We start from the raw sequence: 25840 nt of genomic DNA on the forward strand, positions 1-25840 counted from the left end.
TGTTATATAAGGTGTATATCAAGTTCTTCACATTCTTTGCGCATATCTTCGGGCCAGATGCTGGCTTGTATCTCTCCAATGTGAGCTTTGCGAAGGTAGAACATACACAAGCGGGATTGTCCGATACCTCCTCCGATAGATAGTGGAAGGGTGTCATTCATCAATCGCTTGTGGAAATAAAGTTCCAGTCTTTTTTCTTCTTTTTCTTCTTTCAACTGACGTTGCAAGGCTTCTTTGTCAACACGGATTCCCATAGATGATAATTCGATGGAGCGTTGCAGTACATTGTCCCACAGAAGGAGGTCGCCGTTTAGTCCGGGCAAGTCGTTCAATCCTTTGGTTGTGTAGTCGTCATAGTCCGGTGCGCGTCCGTCGTGTTTCTTGCCGTCGCTAAGTTTGCAGCCTATGCCTATGATAAACACAGCTCCGTATTTCTGACAGATGGCATGTTCGCGACATTTGGGTTCCAGATCCGGATAAAGTTGGCGCAATTCTTCTGAATGGATGAAATGTAGCTTTTGTGGCAGGCACGGCTTGATTTGCGGATACATTTCGTATACCATATATTCTGTACGGATCATAGCTGCATAAATACGGTTGACGATCTCTTTCAGGAAGTTTACGTTCCGGTCTTCATTGGTGATGACACGTTCCCAGTCCCACTGGTCTACGTAGAGAGAATGCAGGTTGCCCAGTTCTTCGTCTGAACGGATTGCGTTCATATCCGTATAAATACCATATCCGGGTTCGATATGATAGTCAGCTAAGGTCAACCTTTTCCATTTAGCCAATGAATGAACCACTTCGGCTTGTGCATCGCCCAGATCTTTAATAGGGAAAGAAACGGGTCGTTCTATTCCGTTCAAATCGTCATTGATACCCATTCCTTTCAATACGAAAAGGGGGGCAGTCACACGTCTAAGGCGTAGCTCGGATGACAAGTTTAATTGGAAGAACTCTTTTATTTGCTTGATTCCCAGCTCGGTCTGTTTGAGGTCGAGTAGCGGATTATAGTTCTTAGGTTTTATCAAGTAACTCATAGGTTTGTTAAATGTTAATTGTCGGCAAAGATAGGAATAAAATTGATATATGTAATGGATATTCTCTAAAAGATTGTCAATTTGATAAAGTAAATGCTCTAAAGCATTTCAAAATAACAGTGTCTTAACATGGGGAAGTACCTTAAGAACTATAAAAAAAGAAGAATCATTAGGAAGATGAGAAGATTTTTTATACTTTTGTCCTCGCATTTAGAAAGAATGGCCCCGTAGCTTAGTGAATAGAGCGTCAGATTCCGGTTCTGAAGGTCGTGCGTTTGAATCGCACCGGGGTCACAGAAAAAACGCAATTACTTCATCTGTTAGTAATTGCGTTTTTTGTTTTCTATTTATTCTTCTTTCGGGCGGGAAGTGCAGACTAATTGTTTGTTGGTGTTAGCCGGATTATTTATATCATCATAGAATTCCCAGTCTCTTTCTAGCCTTTTAGCTACATCAATTCCTTCTGTATAATAGATATATTCTTTCTTTGCTACATCAAAAATGCCATAAGAAAGAATATCCTTCTCTTTTCCTTCCTTGTCTTTATAAGTGTTCTTGACTAATAATATTTTATATTTTCCGTCTTCCCGAACGCTGTATTCTTTATTGGCTTGAAGAGTGTATGTGCCGGAAACATCTGTCATATTGGAAGCGGTTGGCTCCATTTCTACAACAATGTTTGTAGGCTCTTTTGAGGCTGGAGTGTCTGTGGAGTCATCATTGCAGGCAAACAGCAAAACAACTAATAGTAAATTAAGCAATTTCATCTTTGTATTTTTATAGGTTCTTGATTTTTTCTTAATCTATAATGTGTTCAATCAAAATTATTTCTTGCACAAATGTACAACTTTTGCATGATATAAAGGTCGTAATAGATAGATAATTGTGTTTCCTGTTATTATTTACAGTTGCATAATTTAGTCTAAAAAGAATAAAAAGTTGTTTTAGCTGATTGATTTCCCATAGAAAATGCTAACTTTGTAACGATGAAGAAGTAAACAATAATATGTTGATATAGTATGTTCATAGCTTTCCAGATGTAGACATTTGACGATAAATTATATTAATCCCAATAAATATAAATAAGAATGGAAGAAGCTAGAAAAAAGAAATGGGGTAGTGTTGCGCTGATTATCGGAGCTATTGCTTTTATCATTATTATGATTTACTTTACAGTTATTTCAAGTCTCAACATGTAAAACAGATCATTATGGCATTGAAAAATTAAAGCTTGGACATTTCGTTTGAATCTGTCCAAGCTTGTTTTTTATGATTCCGGATGATTGACCGGCCTTATGGTAACGCTTTCTCTTTAGCTTCTTGAAACCTGAAGTCCCTTATCAGAAAGAGTCATTTCTACAAAACGAGCACGAGGATTGGGGGCTTGTTCCGTCAGTATCCGTCGGATTTGTCCGGCTGCTTGCAGGTCTTTGGCTACCATATATAAATAGCCTCCGCCACCTGCACCGGGGAGTTTGTATCCCAGGGTGTAATCCTTGATTTTTTCGATAATGGCTGCTACTGCCGGTGGATTGGTTCCGCAGTCTAATGCCTGGTTCTGTATCCAGGTTTTGCCGACCAAACGACCGAAACTTTCGAAATTACTTCGTAAAATGGCTTCACTCATATCCATTGCATGAGCTTTCATTTCGGCCAGCAAGCTTAGATGCGGACCGGAATTGAGGAACATGGAACTGACGATCTCTGCCAAAATACTTTTAGCAGTACGAGTAATTCCCGTATAATATAACAGATGACAGTCGCGGTAATCAGGATGAACAAAGAGCTGATCGGGTAACCAGCGTACTAATGGATTCTGTTCGAAACCAGCTTCGGATTGAAGCAACTTAATACCAGAAAAGACACCGCCATATTGATCTTGCCAACCTCCTCCAGTGGTCAGGAGCTGCTCTAATACTAATGTGTAACTACATATATCATTTTTATCCCAAGCCAATCCGCAGAAATCATTGATTGCTCCGAGCACGGTAGATGCCAGTATGGAACTGGTTCCCAAGCCAGAGCCCGCAGGAATAGCAGCTAGCAGAGTAATTTCGATTCCTGAACCGAAATCTTCCAGCTGTTTAGCTAAAGAAGGATAAGATTCCGTAGAGAATGCCGGTGCAAAGCCCGCCAATGTAAGGGCGGCTTTCGGAATAGAGAATGGAGAACCTACCTTTTTATAATCTTGCAGTTCTTCGTAATTCCTTATCACTTCCATTGCACCCATGTCGATAGAGCGAAGAGTGATGTGATATTCCTTGCATGGTTTCACATATACTTGTAGCGGTGGTTGACCGTTTAGTTCGATAGCAAGATTTACAACACTTCCCCCTGAATAAAGAGAGTAGGGAGGTGTGTCCGTCCATCCTCCGGCCACATCGATACGCACAGGACTGCGTCCCCATACGATTTGATCGGAATAAACGTTGAGTATGGGATGGCTCTTTCGTTCGCTCATTACCCCCAATAAACCGTCGCGAAGCAGTTGAAAGGCTGCCTGTTCCTCTTTGGCACAATCTTTGTCTTCACGTAGTTTCATGATACGTGCACGAAGCATCCGGTTGTGTATCCGTAACATGGGGGCAGCATCTTCTTTCAAGACGTCAGGCATGTCCAGGTTGAAACGTACAAATTCATTTGCGGCATCCAGCAAATCGAGTTGATAGAATACGCTCTTCTCATAATTGGCCGCCAATCCTTTCCAGTTCTCCTTACGGAAAGCATTGCGCTGTTCGTAAAGACGCTTGAGGTTGGCGCTTGCGGATATTTCGTCTGCAGAAACTTTTTCTGCTTTCAACCAAAGTTTTTTCCCTTCTTCCAGTTGTGGCTCCGAGGTCATCCAGCGTACTAATATGCCTAAATCTTCAACAGAAGCCACTTTGGGGAAGATGGATGCCGATTGTAAATCATCTGTACGCCCTTTTATATCCTCCCAGGTAATTCCTCTATCTTCCATCCAACGGGTAAAAGGAACATTAAGGTAAGTAGTCGTTATTTTGTCCAACGCTCCTTTGAATACATCATCCAATCCATACGGACGCGCAACAAACTCATTCTCACCGATAGGAATAATGTCGATGCAAACCCCATCCGGCAAATTTATGCTCCACTGGTTTTCAGGAACTCCTGTAATAATCTGGCGGGAACCTAATTTCCATTCTTTTCCCATCTGGCTATTCTCAATCCATAAATTGGCGTTGTCGGCAGAAAGAGAAACTTGTGTGATGGAATTCTGTATAAAGATAGCCGGATTTGGCTTTACTTTCCGGTGCATGATTCTTCTTTGGTCCCGTACCTTGTCCTGTATGGCTAAAGTAGAAGAAATCAGTTCGTGACTTGTGCCGTAATGGTAGAATTCTCCACCTGGCAACGGCAATATAGCTACGGATAACTGATTGATTTCTTCATCTTTCGTTTTAGGATGCTCTCCCAAAGCCAAACCATAGTCCGAGTATAAGTCATAATAAGTAATATCCTTCGTACCTTCTTTCAATGACCGTTTCATCAATACTTCTATGGCGCGGTCACTCAAAATCCAGATGCCGATATCCATCAGGAAAAGATGAGTTTTCGACAATCTTTCCAACTCTTCCAAAGAAGGTTTCTGCAACATGAAATCGAGCACCTCCGGTTTTTTCCGGTCGGAAACAAACACGCCATGATGAGTTGCCAATGAAGGATTCACCCACAGCCCGTAGCATACTACATCTGCGTTCGGAATATCCTGAAGCGGTTTTTCCGAACGGATATATACGTCTCCGCTAGCAATCAGCGTATTCAGACCGGCCGGAGCCTGATTCATAATCCTTTCATAGAGCGGGAGCTGCAATGATAACAGATTCTGTCCCAGCTTTTGTCCTCTTTCCCAACTGAAGATCGGGATAGGAGTTAATATTTTGCCGGAAGGGCCGTAGCTGGGTAGCCGACGGCTTTGTCCGCCTGCATGGAGCAATATTTTTTTTTCGTGTCCTATCCAGTTGCTGAAAGACTCTTGTGGAGCGAATGCCTGATGGCAAGCTTGCAATAACCATGTGGTTCCGCCGCCGGAGCCTAGTTTGCTCCCTATGGGGTCTGATGTACAAAACCAATCGGTATGGTTAACTTCTTCCAGTTCGTGGAAGCAATGGATCAAATTGGGTGGTAAAGATAATAACTTTTGCATAGTAGAATCTGCGTTGGCTTAGATAGAATCTAAGCGAATTAAACTCCCGTAAAAATACTATTTATATTCCTGCTTTTCAATATTTTTCTTCTGTTTTGAAGAATAAATTTTCTTTTCAGCTTTTAGATGTCATTTTCAGTCATCATGTCCCAGGTGTCATTAAGTGCCTGCATGGATGGAAATAATAAATCAGCCCCGGCATCCAGCAACACTTGCCCGTTCAAAGGACCCGTATTGACTGCTATGGTGAAAATACCCGCGTTGTGTCCGGCTTCCACTCCTAACGGAGCGTTTTCTACTACAACCGCTTCATCCGCTTTGATCCCTCCTTTTTTCAAAGCCATCAAATACGGCTCGGGATTGGGTTTGCCATATTTTACATCGAACGCTGTAACCATCAGTTCTTTGTGAAACATTCCCGGATAGTGGTGTTCCAGCCGTTCGAGCAGGGATAACTGACCGGAGCCGGTGACCACCATCGGAATCAGCCCGTCCTTCTTCACTTTTTGCAGTAACTCCCATGCACCGGGCATAGGCTTTGCTTCGGGATATGAATTGAACAAAACACTTTTCTCCTGATAGATACTTTCTATCTCCTCCTGTGTGGCTTCTCTACCCAATTCACGTTGAAAAACAATATTGATTGTAGAGGCTCCTGTCCGTCCTTCATGCATATATGCTTCTTCGCGACTAAGAGTGAGCCCATGAGATTTCATTACTTTATGCCAGGCTTCCGAATGATAAGGCATAGAGTCAAAGAGTACGCCGTCCATGTCAAACAGGACGGCTTTCAGTTTCTTTTTCATACTTTGTACGTTGCGGAATCTTTTTAAGATGATATTTTATTTTTTATGAGCATTTTCTTCAGATCAGACACGGGAATAACTACATCGTATTGTTTCCCGGAATCCTTGCCGATATATCTGTAGGTAATATTTTTATTGTTCTCCACGCAGGTTTTTATGAATATCTGGGTGGCAGGATCGGTCTGACTTGCTAGCGTTGACACAATACCCTCTTTCACTTCAGCTGCGTTTTCTTCAATCTGGCTGATAGGACACAACTCTTCGTCCACACTGCATATATAAACAACCGATTCACCTATGATTTCGATTTTTTCGACAACGACTTCTTCACTGGCCTGCATTGGAAATTGCAGATTCGCCATTTTCAGTTGCGCTTCAAGCTTTGTCTGTCCGCTTTGTGCCGCGTCGGCATTTGTATTGATAACCTCTTTCAATTCTTCGGCAGTAAGTTCGCAAACCGCTTGTTCGCCCGACTTATTCCCTACAAATATCATGTGTAATCCGGAATTACACTTAGCCATCAATTTCAGCATTTCCTTTACATCAGCAGCCGGATTCTGAAACATCATTTTGATAGATGATTTCATGCTTTCCGGATTATCTTTCAAAATCTTAATATTGGTAATTTCCTCGTTCATGTTGAGAGTGTACACTACGTTATCCCCGTCGTAGATGATACTGGTAATATTGCCGACTTCTCCCATGTCCAGCGGACACTGTTTGTTGGCTATCCCGATTACAGTTTTGAGTTTGGCTTCCTGACAACCGGTCATGACTATCATTAGCAATGATACGCTACATAGTAGCATGAGTCCACTGGACTTCTTTAATAAATTTCCTGCCATTCTATTTGTTTTTTAAGTTTGATTCGCTTCATCTACAACTGTATACGAGGCAAAGATAACGATAAAAAATGAGAGATAAGTTAGAAAGGGAAGATAGTTGCAAATGACGCTCCCAAGCGATTAACTACATAATTATTTGCTGTTTAGAAGAATATGTGTATTTTTGTAACGTTATAAACTCGACGATAGCATGAAAAAGAGAGTATTATTGTTGCTACCATTGTTTTTAGGCGCCTGCTCTGATAGTGGGGAAAGTCCTGTTATCAAGATAGAAAAGCTTTATGCGAAGATCGAATCGGACGGTGAAAATACCAGTTCCGATGAAAAAGACTATGCGAATCAGAGGGAGGAACTGCCCGCCTTGAAAGTGGGAGATGAAGTGAAAGCCTTTCTGCTTTTGGATGGAAATGGGGCAGAACTGAAAACCTTTAAACTTCAGAATGACGATGAAGTGGATACCAAACTCTTTTATGAGCAAACAGAAGTATCTACAGAGGGAAATCTGACAGATGTGGAAAAAGGACAGCTTCGTTTTAAGGATGGGGTGTCAAAAGCCAAAATTATGGTGATTGCGACCATTAAACAGGTAGATAAGAACGGTGATGTGAAATTAGAGTTCTATCTTTCTTCCAAAGCCGAATGTGAAGGAGCACAGGAAGAAATCGGTTTGAAGACGAAAGTGGAAGATGAGAAGTAGAAGTGGTGAGCAGTAAACGGTACAACGGGCAATAAGCGGTACAATCGGAAACTGCAATCAATTGAATATAATAATGAACGGTGAACAAATCCATGCATATAGCATAGTTGTTCACCGTTCATTGTTTATAGTTTACCGTTTATAAAACGTTCTTGATTTATAGTTTTGCACGGATTGCTTTGGATTCTTCTTCATAACCCGGTTTGTCCAGCAAGGCAAACATATTCTTTTTGTATGCTTCCACACCCGGTTGGTTGAATGGGTTCACGCCCAGCAAATAACCGCTGATACCACAAGCCTTTTCGAAGAAATAGAGCAGACCACCAATGTTGTATTCGCTCAATTCCGGAAGTACGATGCGCATATTAGGTACGCCACCGTCTACGTGAGCCAGCTGCGTTCCCAGTTCGGCCATCTTGTTCACTTCGTCCACACGCTTGCCGGCTAAGAAGTTCAAGCCGTCCAGATTTGCTTCGTCAGAAGGAACTTCCAGTTTGTGGTTAACTTTCTCTACTGAAATCACAGTTTCGAAGATAGAACGTTCGCCTTCCTGAATCCATTGACCCATAGAATGAAGGTCTGTAGAGAAATCTACCGATGCAGGGAAGATACCCTTATTGTCTTTTCCTTCCGATTCTCCGTAAAGCTGTTTCCACCATTCGCTTACATAGTGCAGTTTCGGGCAGAAGTTAACGAGGATTTCGATCTTCTTGCCATTCCTGTACAACTCATTGCGGGTAGCAGCATAAATAGCAGCCGGGTTTTCAGTAAATGCAACGTCCGATCCGCATACTTTTTCCATATCGGCAGCACCGGCAACCAGTTTGTCGATATCAAATCCGGCTACTGCGATAGGCAGCAAACCAACCGGAGTCAGTACAGAGAAACGTCCGCCTACGTTGTCAGGGATGATAAATGTTTTATATCCTTCTTTGTCAGCTGTAACACGGGCAGCACCTTTTTTAGCGTCCGTCACAGCAACGATTACTTTCTTTGCAGTTTCTTTACCGCGCTGATCTTCACATTGCTTTTTCAGCAAACGGAAAGCAAGAGCAGTTTCGGTAGTAGTTCCTGATTTAGAAATATTGATGACACCGAATTTCTTATCTTTCAGATATTCAGTCAGTTCGTACAGATAATCTTCGCTGATATTGTGTCCTGCATAGATCATGACAGGAGCCGTTTTCTTTTCCTGCAGCCAAGTGAAGCTGTTAGACAAAGCTTCGATTACGGCACGGGCACCCAGATAGCTGCCACCGATACCGGCAACGATTACTACTTCACAGTTATCTCTTAATACTTTTGCTGTAGCGTTCAGGTCGGCTAAGTGTTCTTTAGTGATAGAAGAAGGCAAATGCAACCATCCTAAAAAGTCATTACCTTTGCCTGTACCTTTTTCAAGCATTTCCTGTGCGGCTTTTACTTCAGCTTCGTAAGCAAAAACCTTTTCTTTGGAGATAAATCCAAATGTCTTTTCAATGTTTAAACTAATCATATCGTTCTTGTTTAAAGATTATCTAAAAGAGTCAGTCAGCAATTTAATCTCGATCATTGGTGAGATACGTTCGTATAGGATGTTATACACAGCGTCCAGTATCGGCATATTGACATGATGATGCTTATTGATTTCTTTGATACATTTCGTACCATAGTAACCCTCTGCAATCATTTCCATTTCAATTTGCGCACTCTTCACGGAATACCCTTTACCTATCATCGTTCCGAAAGTACGGTTACGACTAAAGTTGGAGTAGCCGGTCACCAATAAATCCCCCAGATAAACAGATTCATCCACGTTTCTGTTCAACGGATGCACCGTGTTCAGGAAACGATTCATTTCCTGAATGGCGTTAGAAATCAATACAGCCTGGAAGTTGTCGCCATATTTCAGTCCGCTACAGATACCGGCAGCAATGGCATACACGTTTTTGAGCACCGAACTGTATTCGATACCCGCCACGTCATCACTGACAGATGTTTTGATAAAACTGCTTCCCAGACGGCGTGCGAAGATACGTGCCTTGTCTTTATCAGGGCAGGCGATAGTCAGGTAGGAGAGTCGCTCCAAAGCTACTTCTTCTGCGTGGCAGGGACCTGCAAGGACTGCTATGTTTTCTGGTGGCACACCATATTCTTTTGTGAAGTATTCCGATACAATAACGTTGTCATCGGGTACGATTCCTTTGATAGCGGTGATGATAAACTTATCTTTTATCTTGGTTTTCAACTTTTTCAGATGCGCCTTCAGATAAGGAGAGGGAGTGACGAAGATCAGTGTATCCGATTCTTTCACAACATCGTTGATGTTGGAACTGAAAGTGATGCGTCTCGTATCAAATTTCACTCCTGTCAGATAAGCCGGATTGTGCCCTAATCGTTTAAAATCGGCAATGCGGTCGTCTCGCCGCATGTACCAATTGATAGAGTCCTCTTGGGCCAGACACATCTTTGCGATGGCTGTAGCCCAACTTCCTCCGCCCATTATCGCTATCTTGCCGGGTAATTTCATTTGTATGGATTTGGATGAAGAACTTATTAAATTTTCTGTATCCACTCAGTTACGTCGTTTACCGACGGATTGGTCAGTTCTAATTTATATTTCTTGTTAATGCCGCAGATGTCCTGGTGCAGCTTCTGCGGATTGACATCTTTCATGTCGGCAACTGTGTTGTAACCGGCTTTTTGAATCACCGGAACCCAGTCTTCTGCGATTCCCAATTCCATGTATTTGGCAGCAGCGTCTTTTTTCACTACTTTTTCCGGGCGCATTTGCGGGAAGAACAATACTTCCTGAATGGTAGTCTGTCCAGTCATTAACATCACCAGACGGTCGATACCGATACCGATACCCGATGTAGGAGGCATACCGTATTGTAAAGCGCGCAGGAAGTCCTGATCGATAATCATCGCTTCGTCGTCTCCCTTGTCGGCCAAACGCATTTGTTCTTTGAAACGTTCTTCCTGATCCAGCGGATCGTTCAATTCCGAGTAGGCATTAGCCAGCTCTTTACCGTTCACCATCAGTTCGAAACGTTCGGTCAGTCCCGGTTTAGAGCGGTGCATCTTGGTCAGCGGAGACATTTCAACCGGATAATCGGTGATGAAAGTCGGCTGGATATATGTACCTTCGCAGAATTCTCCGAAGATTTCATCAATCAGCTTGCCTTTACCCATCGTCTCGTCGATTTCTTCCATCTTCAGTTCCTTGCAGACTTGGCGGATTTCCTCTTCGCTCTTGCCGTTCAGGTCATATCCTGTCTTCTCTTTGATAGCGTCCAGGATAGGCAGACGGCGGTAAGGAGCTTTGAAGTTGATGGTTTTTCCGTCAACCACTGTTTCTGTGCTACCGTTTACTGCGATACAAATACGTTCCAACAACTTTTCGGTGAAATTCATCATCCAGTTGTAATCCTTATATTGTACGTAGAGTTCCATACAAGTGAACTCCGGGTTATGGGTTTTGTCCATACCCTCGTTACGGAAGTTCTTACCTATTTCATATACACCTTCAAAACCACCTACGATCAGTCGCTTCAGATAAAGTTCTGTTGCGATACGCAGGTAAAGATCCATGTCCAGTGAGTTATGGTGAGTGATGAACGGGCGTGCGCTTGCTCCACCGGCAATAGATTGCAGGATGGGAGTTTCCACTTCCGTGTAACCGGCTTCGTCCAAAGCATTGCGCAATGTTTTCACAACAGTGGCACGTTTCAGGAATGTTTCTTTGATACCGTCGTTCACTACCAGGTCCACATAGCGTTGGCGATAACGGAGTTCGGGATCTTCAAAAGAGTCATAAGCTACCCCGTCTTTGTATTTAACGATAGGCAACGGTTTGATAGACTTTGCAAGTACAGTCAGTTTCTTAGCATGGATACTGATTTCACCCATTTGTGTGCGGAACACGAAACCTTCGATACCGATAAAGTCACCTAAGTCGAGCAGGCGTTTGAATACAGAGTTGTACAGTTCCTTGTCTTCTCCCGGGCAGATATCATCGCGGGTGATGTACACCTGGATGCGACCTTTAGAGTCTTGCAATTCAACGAAAGATGCTTTACCCATCACGCGGCGGCTCATGATACGGCCGGCTACGGAAACTTGGCGTGGCTCCTCGTCGTCTTTAAATTCAGCTTTAATATCTGTAGAGAAAGCATTGGTTACATACTCTGCTGCAGGGTATGGATCAATACCCATCGCACGAAGCTCATTCAGGCTGTTGCGTCGAATGATTTCCTGTTCACTTAGTTCTAATATATTCATTTCGTTACGTATTAACTCAATTTTGGAGGCAAAAATACGAAACTTTTCTCATATATCCTGTAATCCACCTCTTTTTTGTATCTTTGCCGTCTCAAACTAATAGGTATGACAGGACAAAAGACACCCACTGCGTTGGGTACGGAAAAGATTGGGAAGCTTTTAATGCAGTATGCCATTCCGGCAATTATCGCCATGACGGCGTCTTCTCTTTACAATATGGTAGATAGTATTTTTATCGGTCACGGGGTAGGTGCGATGGCTATTTCCGGGTTGGCATTAACTTTCCCGCTAATGAATCTTGCCGCGGCTTTCGGCTCGTTGGTCGGTGTCGGTGCGGCTACATTGATTTCGGTGAAGCTAGGACAGAAAGATTATGATACCGCACAGCAGGTTTTGGGAAATGTGTTTGTATTAAACCTTATTATAGGTATCTCTTTTACGGTAATCGTTCTTCCTTTTCTCGATCCGATACTTTACTTTTTCGGAGGAAGCGATGAAACGGTGAAGTATGCCCGTGAATTTATGCAGGTTATCTTGCTCGGAAATGTGGTAACTCATTTATATTTGGGGCTGAATGCAGTGCTTCGTGTCTCGGGACATCCGCAGAAAGCGATGGTGGCAACCATCACGACCGTGTTAATCAATGTATTACTTGCACCTTTGTTTATTTTTATATTCGACTGGGGAATTCGCGGGGCGGCCACAGCTACGGTTTGTGCGCAGTTGATCGCCTTGGTCTGGCAGCTTCATCTGTTCTGTCGCAAAGACGAACTGATACGATTGAAAAAAGGTATTTTCCGTTTGAAACGGAAGATCGTGTTGGATTCATTGGCTATCGGTATGTCTCCCTTCCTGATGAATATGGCGTCTTGCTTTATTGTGATTCTGATTAATCAGGGATTAAAAGAGCATGGAGGTGATTTGGCGATCGGTGCATTCGGTATTGTTAATCGTATTGTTTTTGTCTTTATTATGATTGTATTGGGACTGAACCAGGGGATGCAGCCCATTGCGGGATATAATTTTGGTGCGAAGCTCTATCCTCGTGTGACGGAAGTACTGAAAGTAACCATTTATTGTGCAACTGTAGTGACAACGATTGGTTTCCTGATAGGTATGTTTATTCCGGAAATCGTATCTTCCATTTTTACTTCGGACGCAGAATTAATCAGTATTGCGTCTAAGGGATTTCGTGTAGTGGTGTTCTTCTATCCGATTGTAGGTTTTCAGATGGTAGCTTCCAACTTCTTCCAGAGTATCGGAATGGCAAGTAAAGCCATTTTCTTGTCGCTGACCCGACAGATGTTATTCTTAGTGCCCTGTTTATTGATTCTACCTCATTATTATGGACAAATGGGTGTTTGGGCCAGTATGCCTGTGGCAGATTTGGCGGCTAGTCTTATATCCGGAGGTATGTTGTGGTGGCAGTTCCGGCAGTTTAAGAAAGTTACTGTTTGATAAGTTTGTTCCGATATTCTTTAGGAGATATGCCGACATACTGCTTGAAATATTTCCCGAAGAATGATTGTGTGGGGAAGTTGAGCTTGGTCGCTATTTCCTTAATACTTAAATCGGTATTATCGAGCAGATATTTGGCTTCTGTAATGACATTCTGTATAATCCACTGCAAAGCACTACTCCCTGATTTCTCCTTGATGACAGAAGAAAAATATCGGGCGGACAGACATTGCTTGTTTGCATAGAAAGTAACATCCCGTTCCTGATGATAATATCGATAGAGGGTAATCATGAAATTTTGGAAAATCTTATCCTTTTTATCCTGTGGTAGTGGTGTTTGCGGTTCGTTGTTGAAATAGATGTTTAATAACTCATAGCATATCACTTGTCCCCAGGATTTGATTAATTCAGAAATTAAATGTTGTTTCTGTCGGGAACTGTTACAGATATTCTCCCTGTTAATTCGTTTTTCTACAGATTTGAGCAAGTTCTCTACAAATGTATATTGCTCTTCGGAAAGCGACAGACAGGGATTTTCCCGCAAATAAAGCAAGTTTTCCGAGTTGGCTACTTTGTTTACTATCGGTATGACATAATCCAGATCGACCTCTATCATGATTCCTTCCAGGTCTGCGCTTCTTTGGCGTATCTGTAGAAGGTTGGCTGCAGTATATATGAAAAGATTCCTTTTGTTAATCTGATATGGTCTACCTCCCAGCAGGATTTCCGCCTGTCCTTTCTGGCAGAGGAAAAGTCCGCATTGGTTGAATTCGGAAATAATGCATCCTTCTTTCATGGAAGTATCTTCCGGAGATATTATAACATACTTGAATGGCATCAGTGGTTCCATATTCCTTTTCGTTGAAATGAATTTCCTTACAAAGTAACAAACAAATAAATACAAATAGCAAACTATTTCGGCTTTTTATCTTAGCTAACGTACAAATAGAACAATGTTTCGTCTAAATCAACCTTTCTCCTCATGTTTGCTTGGGATACTTTTGTGACAACTAACTAATAAGTGAAAATATGAGACGATTAGACTTCTTATTAACAGGATTTTTAGCAGTTCTATTGACTTCGTGTGGGCAACGTGTACAAAACACAGACAGTAAGCCGGCAGTGAAGATTGATACCGTACTTTCTGCCGACAGACAAATAGCTTTGCAGTTTCCGGGACGGGTGAAAGCGGCACAGGACATAAGTCTGTCTTTCCGGGTGAGTGGTACTATTCAGTATATGCATGTAAATGACGGTGCCTATGTGCGTAAAGGGCAATTACTGGCAGAATTAGATCCGACAGACTATCAGATTCAGCTGGATGCGGCAGAAGCAGAATATCAAAGTGTGAAAGCGGAGGCGGAACGGGTGATGGCACTTTATAAGGAAAATGTGACAACACCGGATGCTAACGATAAGGCCGTGTACGGATTGAGACAGATTACCGCCAAATATAACCATGCTAAAGACCAGTTGGCATACACCCGTTTGTATGCTCCTTTTAGCGGATATGTGCAGAAACGTCTTTTTGATTCCCATGAGACGGTAGCTGCCGGTATGCCCGTCGTTTCCATCATCAGTGAGGGAAGCCCGGAGGTAGAGATTAATCTTCCGGCAGTGGAATATATTCGTCGACAGCAGTTTACCCGCTATTATTGTACATTCGATATTTATCCTCATCAAAGATATGCTTTGGAACTGATTAGTGTCACCCCTAAGGCAAATGCCAATCAGTTGTACACCATGCGGCTTCAACTGAAGAAAGAAGATAAACAGGCAGTTCCATCGCCCGGCATGAATACAATGGTAACTATCGAATGTAGTGAAGGAGATGTGCGTAACCTGTCGGTTCCCGGTGGAGCGATTCTTCGTGAGAACGGGCGTACGAGTATCTTTCTTTATGATGCTTCCAGTCACGCTATCCGCCGTTGTGATGTGACAGTAACCCGTCTGCTTAGTGATGGCAGATGTCTGATTACTTCAGGAGAAGTGAATCCCGGTGACTTGGTTGTCGCTTCGGGGGTACATCATGTAAAAGAGGGAGAACAGGTGGAACCGCTTCTTCCGGCTACTGAAACCAATGTGGGAGGACTGCTATGATTGATATTAGTAAATGGGCATTTGAGAACAAGAAGTTGATCTACTTCCTGATTGCCGTACTGATTGTAGGAGGAGCTTATTCCAGTTATGAAATGAGTAAACTGGAGGATCCTGAAATAACGGTAAAGCTCGCTATGGTAGTCACTACCTATCCCGGTGCGTCTGCACATCAGGTAGAGTTGGAAGTGACGGATGTGCTGGAGAAAAATATCCGCTCCATGGGGAATATAGATAATGTGGAAAGTTATTCCTACAATGATCTCTCTTTGATTCAGGTAGAACTGAAAACGACTGTCAAAGAGACGGATGTAGAGCAATGCTGGGACCTGCTGCGTCGTAAAGTGGCGAACGCACAGGCAGAACTTCCTGAAGGTGCCAGCCCTTCTATTGTAAAAGATGATTTTGGAAATGTCTACGGAATGTTTTTCGCTTTGACGGGTGACGGACTTTCCGACAGGGAACTATCTGATTATTCAGAACTGGTGAAACGTGAAGTCAGCGAACTGGATGGGGTGGAGCGCGTTGACTTATACGGTAAACGTCCCGAATGTATTAACATCTCTCTCCTGCAAGACCGGATGGCCAACTTGGGTGTGAAACCCGCCGAAGTGCTAGCCACATTGAACGGACAGAACCAAACTACTTATACTGGTTATTATGATAATGGCGATAATCGTATCCGGGTGACAGTCAGTGATAAGTTTAAGACGGTGGAGGACATCGGTCGTATGCTGATTCAGGGACATGATGCCGATCAGTTGCGGTTGAGTGACATTGCCCGTATTGAGAAAGATTATGAAGACCCTACCCGCAACGAATTGTTTTATGACCGCCAGCGTGCGATAGGAATCATGGTGGCTGCTTCTCCGGATGCCGACATTATTAAAGTGGGGCATCGAGTGGAAAAGAAACTGGAGCAACTAAAGGCTGAACGCCTTCCGGCAGGAGTAGAGTGTCATAAGGTTTTCTATCAGCCGGAACGCGTAGGCACTTCGTTGGGGACGTTCATTCTTAATCTGATAGAATCCGTGATTATCGTAGTCGTTATCCTGATGATCGCTATGGGGTTCAAGAGCGGGGTGATTATCGGTATCAGCCTGGTAGTGACGGTATTCGGTTCCTTCCTGTTCCTTTATTTTATGGATGGTACGATGCAGCGTGTTTCATTGGCCTCGTTCGTGCTTGCGATGGGGATGCTGGTGGATAACGCAATTGTTATCATTGACGGTATTTTGGTAGATTTGAAAGCCGGGAAGAGCCGGATGGAAGCAATGACTGCTATCGGACGGCAGACAGCAATGCCTTTGCTGGGAGCTACTCTGATTGCCATCATTGCTTTTCTTCCTATCTTTATGTCGCCTGATACGGCAGGCGTCTATACGCGCGATTTGTTTATCGTACTCGCTGTTTCCCTGTTGCTTAGCTGGGTGCTGGCTTTAGTGCACGTTCCGTTGATGGCCGACCGGATTTTGCATCCGGAAATCTCTGCGACAACTGCTGCCGGAAAGCGTGTGTATGAAGGAAAGATTTATGCCGTGCTTCGTTCATTGTTGACATTCAGTCTGGCGCATCGTTGGAGCTTTGTGTTTACAATGATCGCTTTGGTATTACTTTCAGCTTTCAGTTACCGTTTCATGAAGCAGGGCTTTTTCCCGGATATGGTCTACGACCAGCTTTATATGGAATATAAATTGCCGGAAGGAACTAACTCCACTCGCGTGGCGCGTGACTTGGAGGAAATCGAAGCTTACTTGAAAAAGCGTCCGGAAGTCACACACGTCACTGCTTCTATTGGTGGTACTCCTGCCCGTTATAACTTGGTGCGTAACGTAGCCAATCCCTCCTTATCTTACGGTGAACTGATTATTGACTTCACCTCTCCGGATGATTTGGTGGATAACATGGCGGAAATTCAACAATATCTTTCGCAACATTATCCGGATGCTTACGTAAAGATGAACCGCTACAACCTGATGTTCAAAAAATACCCTATTGAAGCGCAGTTTACCGGTCCTGACCCTGCTGTTTTGCATCAGTTGGCGGATAGTGCCCGCAAGATTATGGAGAATTGTCCGGATGTTTACCTGATTACTACGGACTGGGAACCACAGATCCCGGTGCTGACTATTGAGTATGACCAGCCTACGGCACGTGCTATCGGATTGAGCCGGAACGATGTAAGCCTTTCTTTATTGACAGCTACCAGCGGCATCCCTATCGGGTCTTTCTATGAAGGTATTCACAAAGATAATATCTACTTGCGTTGCCTGGACGAACACGGAAATCCGATTGAGAACCTGGACAATACGCAGATATTCTCGTCTCTTCCTTCTCTGAACGGTTTGCTGACACAGGAAATGATGATGAAGCTGAAGACAGGAACACTATCGAAAGAAGAACTGGTGGAAACGTTGATGGGAACAACTCCGTTGAAACAAATTAGTAAGCGGATTGATGTGAAGTGGGAAGATCCGGTGGTTCCCCGTTATAACGGGCAGCGTAGCCAACGGGTGCAATGCTCCCCTGTTCCGGGGGTAGAAACGGAGAAGGCGCGGCAATCCATTGCCACGCAGATTGAGCAGATTCCGCTGCCTGACGGATATCGGCTTCAATGGCAAGGCGAGAGGAACGCCAGTACAAAGTCAATGCAATATCTGTTCAAGAACTTTCCGTTTGCTATCATTCTGATGATTTCTATTTTGATTATGCTGTTCAAAGATTACCGGAAACCGATTATCATCTTTTGTACTATTCCGCTGGTATTTGTCGGTGTGGTTGCCGTAATGCTGCTTACCGGGAAGACATTCAACTTTGTGGCTATCGTCGGTACATTGGGATTGATCGGCATGATTATTAAGAATGGTATTGTATTGATGGATGAGATCACTTTGCAGATTAATCAGGGAGTAGAACCTGTGACGGCATTGATAGACAGTTCGCAAAGTCGTCTCCGTCCCGTGATGATGGCTTCGCTGACTACGATTTTGGGAATGATTCCATTGTTGCCGGATGCCATGTTCGGTTCGTTGGCGGCTTCTATTATGGGTGGGTTGCTGTTCGGCACGTTGATAACGTTGCTTTTTATCCCGATTTTGTATGCATTATTCTTTCATATAAAAAAGACAGACAAATGAAAAAAGAAATTCTTGTAGCCATTAGTGTAGCGGGTGTATTGTTCGGCCTGTCGGTTTCTCTTGCCGCGCAAGAAAAACTAAGTCTGGCGCAATGCCGTGAAATGGCACTGAAATATAATAAGGATATGGCTGCCGCTAATAAGCAGACGGAAGCAGCCCGATTGATGTCTCTTAGTTATAAAGCCAATTTCTTCCCTAATTTTACAGTCAACGGAACGGGTATTTATAGCACAGCGGACGGAAGTCTCGGAGTTCCGGGAGGAAACCTTCCGGTTTTCTTGCCCAATCCTGCTACCGGAGAACTGGTATCGAGCGGTTTCGCTTATTTTCCCGGATTGAATCTGGATTATAAGGTCGGAACTGTTTACTCGGGCGGTATACAAGTGGAGCAACCTCTTTATATGGGAGGAAAAATCCGTGCCGCCTATAAAATGTCACTACTGGGAAAAGAAATGGCACACTTGAACGAAGCCTTAACTACTTCGGAAGTTATTCTGAATACAGATAAAGCATACGTGCAGTTAGTGAAAGCCAAGGAAATGAGAAAAGTGGCGGAAAAATATCATGCCTTACTAACGGAACTTTTCAAAAATGTGAAGAGTGCTCACCGACATGGCATGAAACCGCAAAATGATGTACTGAAAGTGCAGGTGAAGCTCAACGAGAGTGAACTTTCTTTGCGAAAGGCTGATAACGCCCTCCGTCTTGCGGGTATGAATCTCTGTCATTACATCGGACGCCCTTTGACAGCACAGATTGATATATCTGATGATTTTCCGGAAGTGGAGCAGGAATGGAAAGTGCAGGTTTCTGATATTACCGCCCGTCCCGAATATGGAATCTTGAACAAACAAATAGCCATTGCCGAGCAGGAGGTAAAGCTGAATCGTAGTGAACTGTTACCGCGTGTCGGCGTCAGAGGTAGTTATGATTACCTTCACGGATTAGAAGTTAATGATGAAACTTTGATGAAAAAGGGGGCTTTCTCCGTATTTCTGAATGTCTCTGTCCCTCTGTTTCATTTTGGCGAGCGTACCAATAAGGTAAAGTCTGCCAGAGTGAAATTGGAACAAGTTCGTCTTGAACAGGAAAATGCCAATGAAAAGATGTTGTTGGAGTTGATGCAAGCTGCCAATAATCTGGATGAGGCCCGGCTGGAAACGGAACTTTCCGAACGTTCGTTGGAACAGGCAGAGGAGAATATGAAAGTCAGTGGTAAGCAATATGAAGTGGGACTGGAAACTCTTTCGGATTATCTGGAAGCGCAAGTGCTCTGGCAACAGGCTTATCAGACGAAAGTGGATACTCATTTTCAATTGTATGTGAATTATGTGGCTTATTTAAAAGCGGCGGGACAACTGCAATGATAAAACCAGTATTCTGGACATCCTTATGGAATGTCCAGAATACTGGTGATGATTTGTACCTGCCGGGGAGTAAACGTTCGTGTACGCGGATGATAACCTGTGGCAGTCAATAACCGGAGCAGTTCTTTATTTATTTTAATCCATTTGGTGAATATGCGTATGGCGCAACGGGGTGTAATGTTCGGATTGTACATACAAGCCAATTCCTTTTTCTTATAAGTTTTAATGCGAAACGGAATTTCTTCCTCTTCTGATGGCAATTCTTTCATGTTGATATTTTAATGTTTTAAGATGTGGTAAAGATACAAAATAAAAAAGGCGTTGTCAAGTCTTTTACAGGAATACTTTGGGAAACAGTATCCGCCCGTAGGCGGGTACTGTTTTCCTGCTTTTAAAGGCTGATGATTAATCTTATGCTGCCGGGTCCGGTGCTTCTCCTTTGCCGTCATCCGGGTTGGGATTCGGGTTGGGGTCCGCTTGTTCCGGGCTGATGGAACCATCATCGGAAGCCACCGCTTTTTGAACACTGACTTTACTTAGCATCTCTTTGAATTTGTAGCCTGGAGTAAAAATGATTTTTACTCTGCGTATCGTATCGCTATCTACCTCTTTTTCAGTATCCTGACTTTCGCAATTCATACCAGGACGGAAGCATCCGAAATCTCCTAATTGAACAGAGATGCCTTTTCTAAGGTTGAGATTTAATGTATCGATCAAAGCATCGAGTACAAATTTTACCGCTCCACTGGGAACCATTCCTACTTTAGTGATTTCCTCGCACAAATCTCTGAAATCCACCGTATTGGTGATTACATTTTGTGCTACATACTTTTCAGCTTTAGTTTTATCAAAGCCGAATGTTCTTTTTTTAATGACGTATCTAAGTGCCATAATTTTTTGTTTTTTAAATTAGTTACTTTATTTATCAATTCTCTTTGTGATCACGATGCAAAGATACTATGGGCACTTTCCGGGGAGGTGCTTTAACGGTCCTAGATGTACGTACTTTGATTCACTTTTATTTATTTTGTTTGTATGATTCTGATTTATAGATCCTTATATATTCTGCTTTAATAGCCATTTCCAAATAGGGAATATTTCAATCAGTTTCACGATACTCAAATGTTCTTGATAATCATAAAATATGCCGAAAAACGATGAACGTTGTAAGAATAAACACTATATTTGTACATATTACATTAAGATAATAGAGGTATAGCTATGCTACATTCAAGCCAATCAGCCCCCGTTGTTGATGGCAAAGTCATGGAGTTTGTGATTTTTGCCATTGAGAGTGCCGCCCAGAAGTTGGGTATTCCGGCTCCTACTCTCTATAACCGTTTGGAAAAACTGAATCTTATCCGTCAATACCTGATAAGTGGATATGACATGCTTCACACCCAGAGTCGTGAGTACATAGCCGATACGTTGGTAGAAGCTCTTGAAAACTGGGAAGCCTACTATAAAGAAAAAGGAGAATTTGTATGAAAGTCTATCATGGTAGTACGCAGGCCGTAGAATATCCTTTGGTCGGTGTCGGACGCGAAAACCTCGACTTTGGTAAAGGATTCTATGTAACAGATATCTATGCCCAGGCTGAACGTTGGGGAGCTGTCATGGCATTACGCCATCCTGGTAGCACATCTGTAGTAAACATATACGAGCTTGATGTTGAAAAGATAAATTCATCCGGATACAAATGGCTTCACTTTGACGGGTATAACAATGATTGGTTGGAATTTATTGTCAGTAGCCGTTTAGGAAAACAGCCATGGTTGGAGTACGACATTGTGGAAGGCGGTATTGCTAATGATCGGGTTTTCGACACAATAGAAAATTTCATGGAAAACCAGATTACTAAAGAAGTAGCTTTAGGACGTTTGCGTTTTGAGCAGCCCAACAATCAGTTATGCATTCTCAATCAACGTCTCATTGACGAGTGTCTCTCTTTCAAAGAATATGTAACAATAAAATAAACTACATTTATGATAGATGTATTAGTATGGAATAAATACACTCGTGTGGTGATGCAATTAGCGGAGCGTTTGAATATTTCTCCCGAAAAAGCATTGCACTTGTTCTATAATAGTAAGGTATACGCATTGCTTCTTAATAAACAATACCCGCTTATAACATTGAGTGATGCCTACATCACTGATGAAATCATACTTGAGTTACAACAGCAATAATCCTGTTGTAACTCTTAATTCTACTTGTTCCAAAAGTTTATACCTTTATATATACAGTCAACTTTCCAACCCCTTCTTTCCGTATTATTCCGTCAGTGATAAAGGAATTTAATTCTTCAATAGCCACTTTTTTATTTCGTCCTGTCAGATGGCTATAATCTGTCCGGCTGATGAATAGATGATTTTCCAAGTATGTGTTGAGGCGGTCGCGACACGTCTCACGGGAGATACTATTTTTCTTAGGGCGTGTGATAGATTCTCCTCGTTGCAGCCTCATTTTGTCGCCTACTTCTTTCTTGAATGGACGACTTGCGCGGAAATTAATATTTTTCATTTGGACAGACGCTGCCCGAATTTCTTTTTTATCTTTAACCGGCGGACATTGCAACGATGTAGAGAAGAATCCGAAGTTTCCCATTTCTACATTCCAACCGTCGGCTAGTAAATCCCGTGCTTCATTGGCAAAGGCTTCCATGGCTCCTGCCAATAAACTTCTGCTGATACCGGTAAATTTGTGGACACGATCCAGAAACTCTTCTTTATCTACGGTTCCTTTGGAGACAATACGGGCATGTAGCGGTTGTTTCTCTTCTTTGTTTGGACTAGGAGTCTCAAATAAGTCATATATTGCACTCATATACTAATGTTTAGTGGTTTTATAGTTACTGTTAAATCGTTCTACAGCTGTTGACTTTTAGTTCCACAGTTGTTTCCCTTTAGTTCCACATCTGTTATTGTTTCGTTCCATATTTGTGGAACGAATTGATGTGTGCTACAAAAGTAGCTAGTTTATACAAGAGAGAGGTGCTTTAATTGTAGAGTGGTTTCTTATTTGAATAAGATAACTAATTGAAGCCTGTCTATTTATATACATACGCTTTAATTATACAATCATCATTCGTTTTCTTTCCTAAACATTTATACCTCTCTCTTGTTATTTTCCGAAAAGTATTTGTACCTTTGTCATTGGAACGTAGCACGCCTTTGTGGTGTGCGATTGTGCGTTTCCTCGGCTAGTAGGAAATTGTAACGGATTTTTTAATGCATGCTGGGAAGACGCCTGTACTTCTATGACTTCTCATAGGGTACGGGCTGTCTGCCCGTATGCATTGGGTAGCCGTTACTACCTCCTACTAGCGGGATGTGACAGCTCCGTACTCTTTTATAATAAAAGGTACGGGACTAGTTAATATTATTAATCTAGTTCCGTTTTTTTATGTCAAATTGGCTCACAACAAAACAGATGTCTGAAAGACACGGCATCCAGGAGACGATTCTTAGAAATTGGGCAAATCTTGGATACATTACGAGTTCCCGAATCAACGATCAGTTGTTTTTGGATGATGAGAGTTTGGATGCTTATCTGGAAGCTCACAAAAGACTTGGTTTAGAAGCAGGTTACCTTTCTAAAATCGTAGAAGAAAAGAAACTGGAACGGGACTTTATCATTTCAAAATACGATGATCTACTATATGTATTGAGAACACAGAAGACTTGTAAACCTCTATATGAAATAATCATTCGTGAACTGGCAGCATTGATTCTTCACCCTGTTACCCGCGATATCTTCTATTCAATTTCTACAGGAGAATCAGTAGCGAAAGTGGCTGATCGGCATCGAATTACCTATGGGAAGACATTGCAAATGTATAACTCTATACTTAAAGGGTTGAATTTGAAGAAAGATATATTGGCTACTTATCGAAAGCGTGCTATCGATGCTCGTTTTTTATCTTTGGCAGACAATAATAAGAATATAAATGTTGGGCAGGAGGAGTGGATACTTCAATTGCCTGTTTGTAAAGTAGCTGATACCCGGTTGGCTAATATCTTGTATAATCAAGATGTTCGAACGGTGAAAGATTTATTGGAAATCGTATCGGGAAGAGGTTGGAAAAGTCTGTTGAGAATAGAAGGAGTAGGAAAAACTTCCTACTATCATTTATTATCCAAACTTCAGATGATAGGTGTGGTGGATGAAAGTTTGGAACGGATTCTCTCCGGCCATTCCGCTTATAAATTAAGGTAAGAAATGATAGATGAAATGATAGAAAGAATCTGATACTATTGGATCGTATCGGATAATCTAATCTTTTCCTTGTCAACCAATCATATAATAAATAATAAATGCTATCTTTGTATATTATATGATAGGTTATAGGTATGACAAAGAGTACAATGGGAACTAAACTTCCTCGCAAGTTGGTTCAAAAAATGCAGATTGTAGGCGAACAAATAAAATTAGCTCGTTTAAGACGAAATTTGAGTATTGCGCAGGTAGCAGAACGTGCAACTTGTTCAGAACTTACAGTTTCACGGGTAGAAAAGGGGTTGCCTACTGTTTCTATTGGTATTTATTTGAGAGTGCTTTATGCTTTACAGTTAGATGATGATATTCTTTTGTTGGCAAAAGAGGATAGTTTGGGTAAGGCATTGCAGGATTTAAACTTGAAACAACGGGAAAGAGCCTCTAAAAAAAGAGATAGTTTATGAAAAAGGTATGGGTATATGCAGATTTTGATTGGCTGAAAGATATTGAACTGATTGGCGAATTGAGTTGTGAACTGCTTCGTGGTTCAGAAACGTACGGATTTCAGTTTAGTAATGATTGGCTGAAAAAATATGGAGAATTGTTTTTAAGTGAAGATTTAAACAATTATCCGGGATCACAATATACCCGGCAGGGTAGAGATATTTTCGGTTGTTTTTCCGATGCTTTACCTGATCGATGGGGGCGTGTTTTGCTTAATAGGCGTGAGCAGTTGATGGCTGCTGAAGAAAAGCGTCCTGTAAATAGGCTGAATTCATTTGACTATTTGGTGGGCATTGATGATTTCTCCCGAATGGGTGGTTTTCGGTTTAAAGAGAATCCGGAGGGGGAATTCATTAATACCAGTAATAAGTTACGGATTCCTCCACTAACGGCTATCCGGGATCTTATGTATGCCAGTCAGGAGATAGAAAAAAGTGAAGAATTGAATCTTTTACCTGATAAAAAATGGTTGATTCAGTTGATTCAGCCGGGGACTTCTCTTGGAGGCGCACGCCCGAAAGCCAGTGTTACCGATGAGCGGGGAATATTGTATATAGCCAAGTTTCCGTCCCGTAAAGATGATTATGATGTGGGCTTGTGGGAACACTTTTGTCATCTGCTCGCAGCAAAAGCAGGGATTAGAGTTGCTTCGACCCGTGTGCTTGTTACTGAAAATAAGTATCATACTCTACTGTCAGAACGTTTTGACCGGAGAAATGACGGTAAACGTATTCATTTTGCTTCTGCTATGACTTTGACGGGATTGACCGATGGGGCTAATGCTGCCACTGGTAATGGTTATTTGGATATTGTCGATTTTATAATACAAGGTTGCACGAATGTAGAAGCCAATCTTCAGGAACTTTATCGTAGAGTAGCATTTAATATCTGTGTGGGCAATACGGATGATCATTTCCGCAATCATGGTTTCTTGTTAACTCCCAGGGGATGGACGTTGTCTCCGGCGTATGACATGAATCCTACTTTAAATAATCAACAAAGTCTGTTGATTTCTGAATCCTCTTGTGAATCGGATTTGGTGATTCTGATAGATGCTTGTGAAAATTACATGCTAAGCAGGGATACGGCTGAAAAAATCATTTCGGAAGTAGTTGATGCAATGAAAGATTGGAGGCGAATTGCTATCAGGCTTAATATATCGAAGCGTGAGATTGATTTATTTTCCCAACGCTTCGATACATATAGTTCTTTTGGTTGTTGAATGTATGTATGAACATACTAT

At 42.3% G+C, this 25840-nt stretch carries 23 protein-coding genes and 1 tRNA gene; 12 read left to right on the forward strand and 12 right to left on the reverse strand.

Features of this window, described 5'->3' with window-relative positions:
• Window positions 1-2: 2 nt before the first annotated feature.
• Complete coding sequence (asnA, locus tag BXY_RS05595; RefSeq protein WP_004299370.1) at window positions 3-1040, reverse strand: aspartate--ammonia ligase; 1038 nt, start codon at window positions 1038-1040, stop codon at window positions 3-5.
• 221 nt (window positions 1041-1261) lie between these two features.
• Here asnA and BXY_RS05600 point away from each other — a divergent pair.
• Window positions 1262-1334: transfer RNA gene (locus tag BXY_RS05600), tRNA-Arg, on the forward strand.
• A 53-nt stretch (window positions 1335-1387) separates the two neighbouring features.
• On the opposite strand, the gene BXY_RS05605 is transcribed toward BXY_RS05600, so the two are convergent.
• The 4 genes from BXY_RS05605 to BXY_RS05620 all read right to left on the reverse strand — a co-directional run bounded on the left by BXY_RS05605 (window position 1388) and on the right by BXY_RS05620 (window position 6856).
• Window positions 1388-1807: a hypothetical protein gene (locus tag BXY_RS05605; protein ID WP_004306649.1), complete on the reverse strand. Its 420-nt coding sequence runs from the start codon at window positions 1805-1807 to the stop codon at window positions 1388-1390.
• A 545-nt stretch (window positions 1808-2352) separates the two neighbouring features.
• Entirely contained in the window at window positions 2353-5205 is a 2853-nt protein-coding gene (locus BXY_RS05610) for a bifunctional fucokinase/fucose-1-phosphate guanylyltransferase (protein ID WP_015531395.1), read from the reverse strand.
• A 122-nt stretch (window positions 5206-5327) separates the two neighbouring features.
• Entirely contained in the window at window positions 5328-6011 is a 684-nt protein-coding gene (locus BXY_RS05615; protein ID WP_004312359.1) for an HAD family hydrolase, read from the reverse strand.
• 23 nt (window positions 6012-6034) lie between these two features.
• The gene (locus tag BXY_RS05620; RefSeq protein WP_134993144.1) at window positions 6035-6856 is read right to left on the reverse strand and encodes a hypothetical protein; all 822 of its coding nucleotides are present in this window, start codon (window positions 6854-6856) and stop codon (window positions 6035-6037) included.
• A gap of 190 nt (window positions 6857-7046) precedes the next feature.
• On the opposite strand from BXY_RS05620, the gene BXY_RS05625 reads away from it, so the two are divergent.
• Window positions 7047-7553: a DUF5035 domain-containing protein gene (locus BXY_RS05625; RefSeq protein ID WP_008650173.1), complete on the forward strand. Its 507-nt coding sequence runs from the start codon at window positions 7047-7049 to the stop codon at window positions 7551-7553.
• A gap of 157 nt (window positions 7554-7710) precedes the next feature.
• Here BXY_RS05625 and BXY_RS05630 read toward each other — a convergent pair whose 3' ends face one another.
• Genes BXY_RS05630 through lysS form a run of 3 tightly spaced genes read right to left on the reverse strand, consistent with a single transcriptional unit; the run spans window position 7711 to window position 11816 of the window.
• On the reverse strand, window positions 7711-9048 hold the full coding sequence (locus BXY_RS05630) for a glucose-6-phosphate isomerase (protein ID WP_008650174.1): 1338 nt from the start codon (window positions 9046-9048) through the stop codon (window positions 7711-7713).
• An 18-nt stretch (window positions 9049-9066) separates the two neighbouring features.
• On the reverse strand, window positions 9067-10062 hold the full coding sequence (locus BXY_RS05635; RefSeq protein ID WP_004299378.1) for an NAD(P)H-dependent glycerol-3-phosphate dehydrogenase: 996 nt from the start codon (window positions 10060-10062) through the stop codon (window positions 9067-9069).
• 26 nt (window positions 10063-10088) lie between these two features.
• Window positions 10089-11816: a lysine--tRNA ligase gene (gene lysS, locus BXY_RS05640; RefSeq protein WP_004306657.1), complete on the reverse strand. Its 1728-nt coding sequence runs from the start codon at window positions 11814-11816 to the stop codon at window positions 10089-10091.
• Between the two features lie 105 nt (window positions 11817-11921).
• Here lysS and BXY_RS05645 point away from each other — a divergent pair, with 105 nt between their 5' ends.
• Complete coding sequence (locus BXY_RS05645) at window positions 11922-13274, forward strand: MATE family efflux transporter (protein WP_015531398.1); 1353 nt, start codon at window positions 11922-11924, stop codon at window positions 13272-13274.
• On the opposite strand, the gene BXY_RS05650 is transcribed toward BXY_RS05645, so the two are convergent.
• Entirely contained in the window at window positions 13264-14124 is an 861-nt protein-coding gene (locus BXY_RS05650) for an AraC family transcriptional regulator (protein WP_015531399.1), read from the reverse strand. The two genes, BXY_RS05645 and BXY_RS05650, sit on opposite strands and share 11 nt — an antisense overlap.
• A 179-nt stretch (window positions 14125-14303) precedes the next feature.
• Between BXY_RS05650 and BXY_RS05655 the strand changes: the two genes are divergently transcribed.
• The 3 genes from BXY_RS05655 to BXY_RS05665 are packed head-to-tail and all read left to right on the forward strand — an operon-like array spanning window position 14304 to window position 19875.
• A complete protein-coding gene (locus tag BXY_RS05655; RefSeq protein ID WP_022275942.1) occupies window positions 14304-15374 on the forward strand; it encodes an efflux RND transporter periplasmic adaptor subunit in 1071 nt (356 codons plus the stop codon).
• Complete coding sequence (locus BXY_RS05660; protein WP_015531400.1) at window positions 15371-18508, forward strand: efflux RND transporter permease subunit; 3138 nt, start codon at window positions 15371-15373, stop codon at window positions 18506-18508. Before BXY_RS05655 ends, BXY_RS05660 begins: the two co-directional genes overlap by 4 nt.
• Window positions 18505-19875 (forward strand): TolC family protein, encoded by a 1371-nt coding sequence (locus BXY_RS05665; RefSeq protein WP_015531401.1) that lies wholly within the window; start codon window positions 18505-18507, stop codon window positions 19873-19875. Before BXY_RS05660 ends, BXY_RS05665 begins: the two co-directional genes overlap by 4 nt.
• A 23-nt stretch (window positions 19876-19898) precedes the next feature.
• On the opposite strand, the gene BXY_RS05670 is transcribed toward BXY_RS05665, so the two are convergent.
• Together BXY_RS05670 and BXY_RS05675 are read right to left on the reverse strand one after the other, a co-directional pair.
• Window positions 19899-20144 carry a DUF4248 domain-containing protein gene (locus BXY_RS05670; RefSeq protein ID WP_004299385.1) on the reverse strand — a complete coding sequence of 82 codons (246 nt, stop codon included), beginning with the start codon at window positions 20142-20144 and terminating at the stop codon, window positions 19899-19901.
• A gap of 142 nt (window positions 20145-20286) precedes the next feature.
• Window positions 20287-20766: an HU family DNA-binding protein gene (locus BXY_RS05675; RefSeq protein ID WP_015531402.1), complete on the reverse strand. Its 480-nt coding sequence runs from the start codon at window positions 20764-20766 to the stop codon at window positions 20287-20289.
• A gap of 330 nt (window positions 20767-21096) precedes the next feature.
• Here BXY_RS05675 and BXY_RS05680 point away from each other — a divergent pair, with 330 nt between their 5' ends.
• The 3 genes from BXY_RS05680 to BXY_RS05690 are packed head-to-tail and all read left to right on the forward strand — an operon-like array spanning window position 21097 to window position 22064.
• The gene (locus BXY_RS05680) at window positions 21097-21363 is read left to right on the forward strand and encodes a DUF3791 domain-containing protein (RefSeq protein WP_004313517.1); all 267 of its coding nucleotides are present in this window, start codon (window positions 21097-21099) and stop codon (window positions 21361-21363) included.
• On the forward strand, window positions 21360-21851 hold the full coding sequence (locus BXY_RS05685) for a DUF3990 domain-containing protein (RefSeq protein ID WP_004313519.1): 492 nt from the start codon (window positions 21360-21362) through the stop codon (window positions 21849-21851). Before BXY_RS05680 ends, BXY_RS05685 begins: the two co-directional genes overlap by 4 nt.
• A 9-nt stretch (window positions 21852-21860) precedes the next feature.
• Window positions 21861-22064, forward strand: coding sequence for a DUF3791 domain-containing protein (locus tag BXY_RS05690; protein ID WP_004299389.1), 204 nt, complete (start codon window positions 21861-21863; stop codon window positions 22062-22064).
• A gap of 37 nt (window positions 22065-22101) precedes the next feature.
• Here BXY_RS05690 and BXY_RS05695 read toward each other — a convergent pair whose 3' ends face one another.
• Entirely contained in the window at window positions 22102-22701 is a 600-nt protein-coding gene (locus BXY_RS05695; protein WP_015531404.1) for an HU family DNA-binding protein, read from the reverse strand.
• 606 nt (window positions 22702-23307) lie between these two features.
• On the opposite strand from BXY_RS05695, the gene BXY_RS05700 reads away from it, so the two are divergent.
• The 3 genes from BXY_RS05700 to BXY_RS05710 all read left to right on the forward strand — a co-directional run bounded on the left by BXY_RS05700 (window position 23308) and on the right by BXY_RS05710 (window position 25819).
• The gene (locus tag BXY_RS05700; RefSeq protein ID WP_203462475.1) at window positions 23308-24093 is read left to right on the forward strand and encodes a hypothetical protein; all 786 of its coding nucleotides are present in this window, start codon (window positions 23308-23310) and stop codon (window positions 24091-24093) included.
• A 134-nt stretch (window positions 24094-24227) separates the two neighbouring features.
• Window positions 24228-24557, forward strand: a complete 330-nt coding sequence (locus tag BXY_RS05705) for a helix-turn-helix domain-containing protein (protein ID WP_032811209.1) — start codon at window positions 24228-24230, stop codon at window positions 24555-24557.
• On the forward strand, window positions 24554-25819 hold the full coding sequence (locus BXY_RS05710) for a type II toxin-antitoxin system HipA family toxin (RefSeq protein WP_015531406.1): 1266 nt from the start codon (window positions 24554-24556) through the stop codon (window positions 25817-25819). Before BXY_RS05705 ends, BXY_RS05710 begins: the two co-directional genes overlap by 4 nt.
• The last annotated feature ends 21 nt before the right edge of the window (window positions 25820-25840 follow it).

This window comes from Bacteroides xylanisolvens XB1A (assembly GCF_000210075.1).
GTDB classification, from domain to species: Bacteria; Bacteroidota; Bacteroidia; order Bacteroidales; family Bacteroidaceae; genus Bacteroides; species Bacteroides xylanisolvens.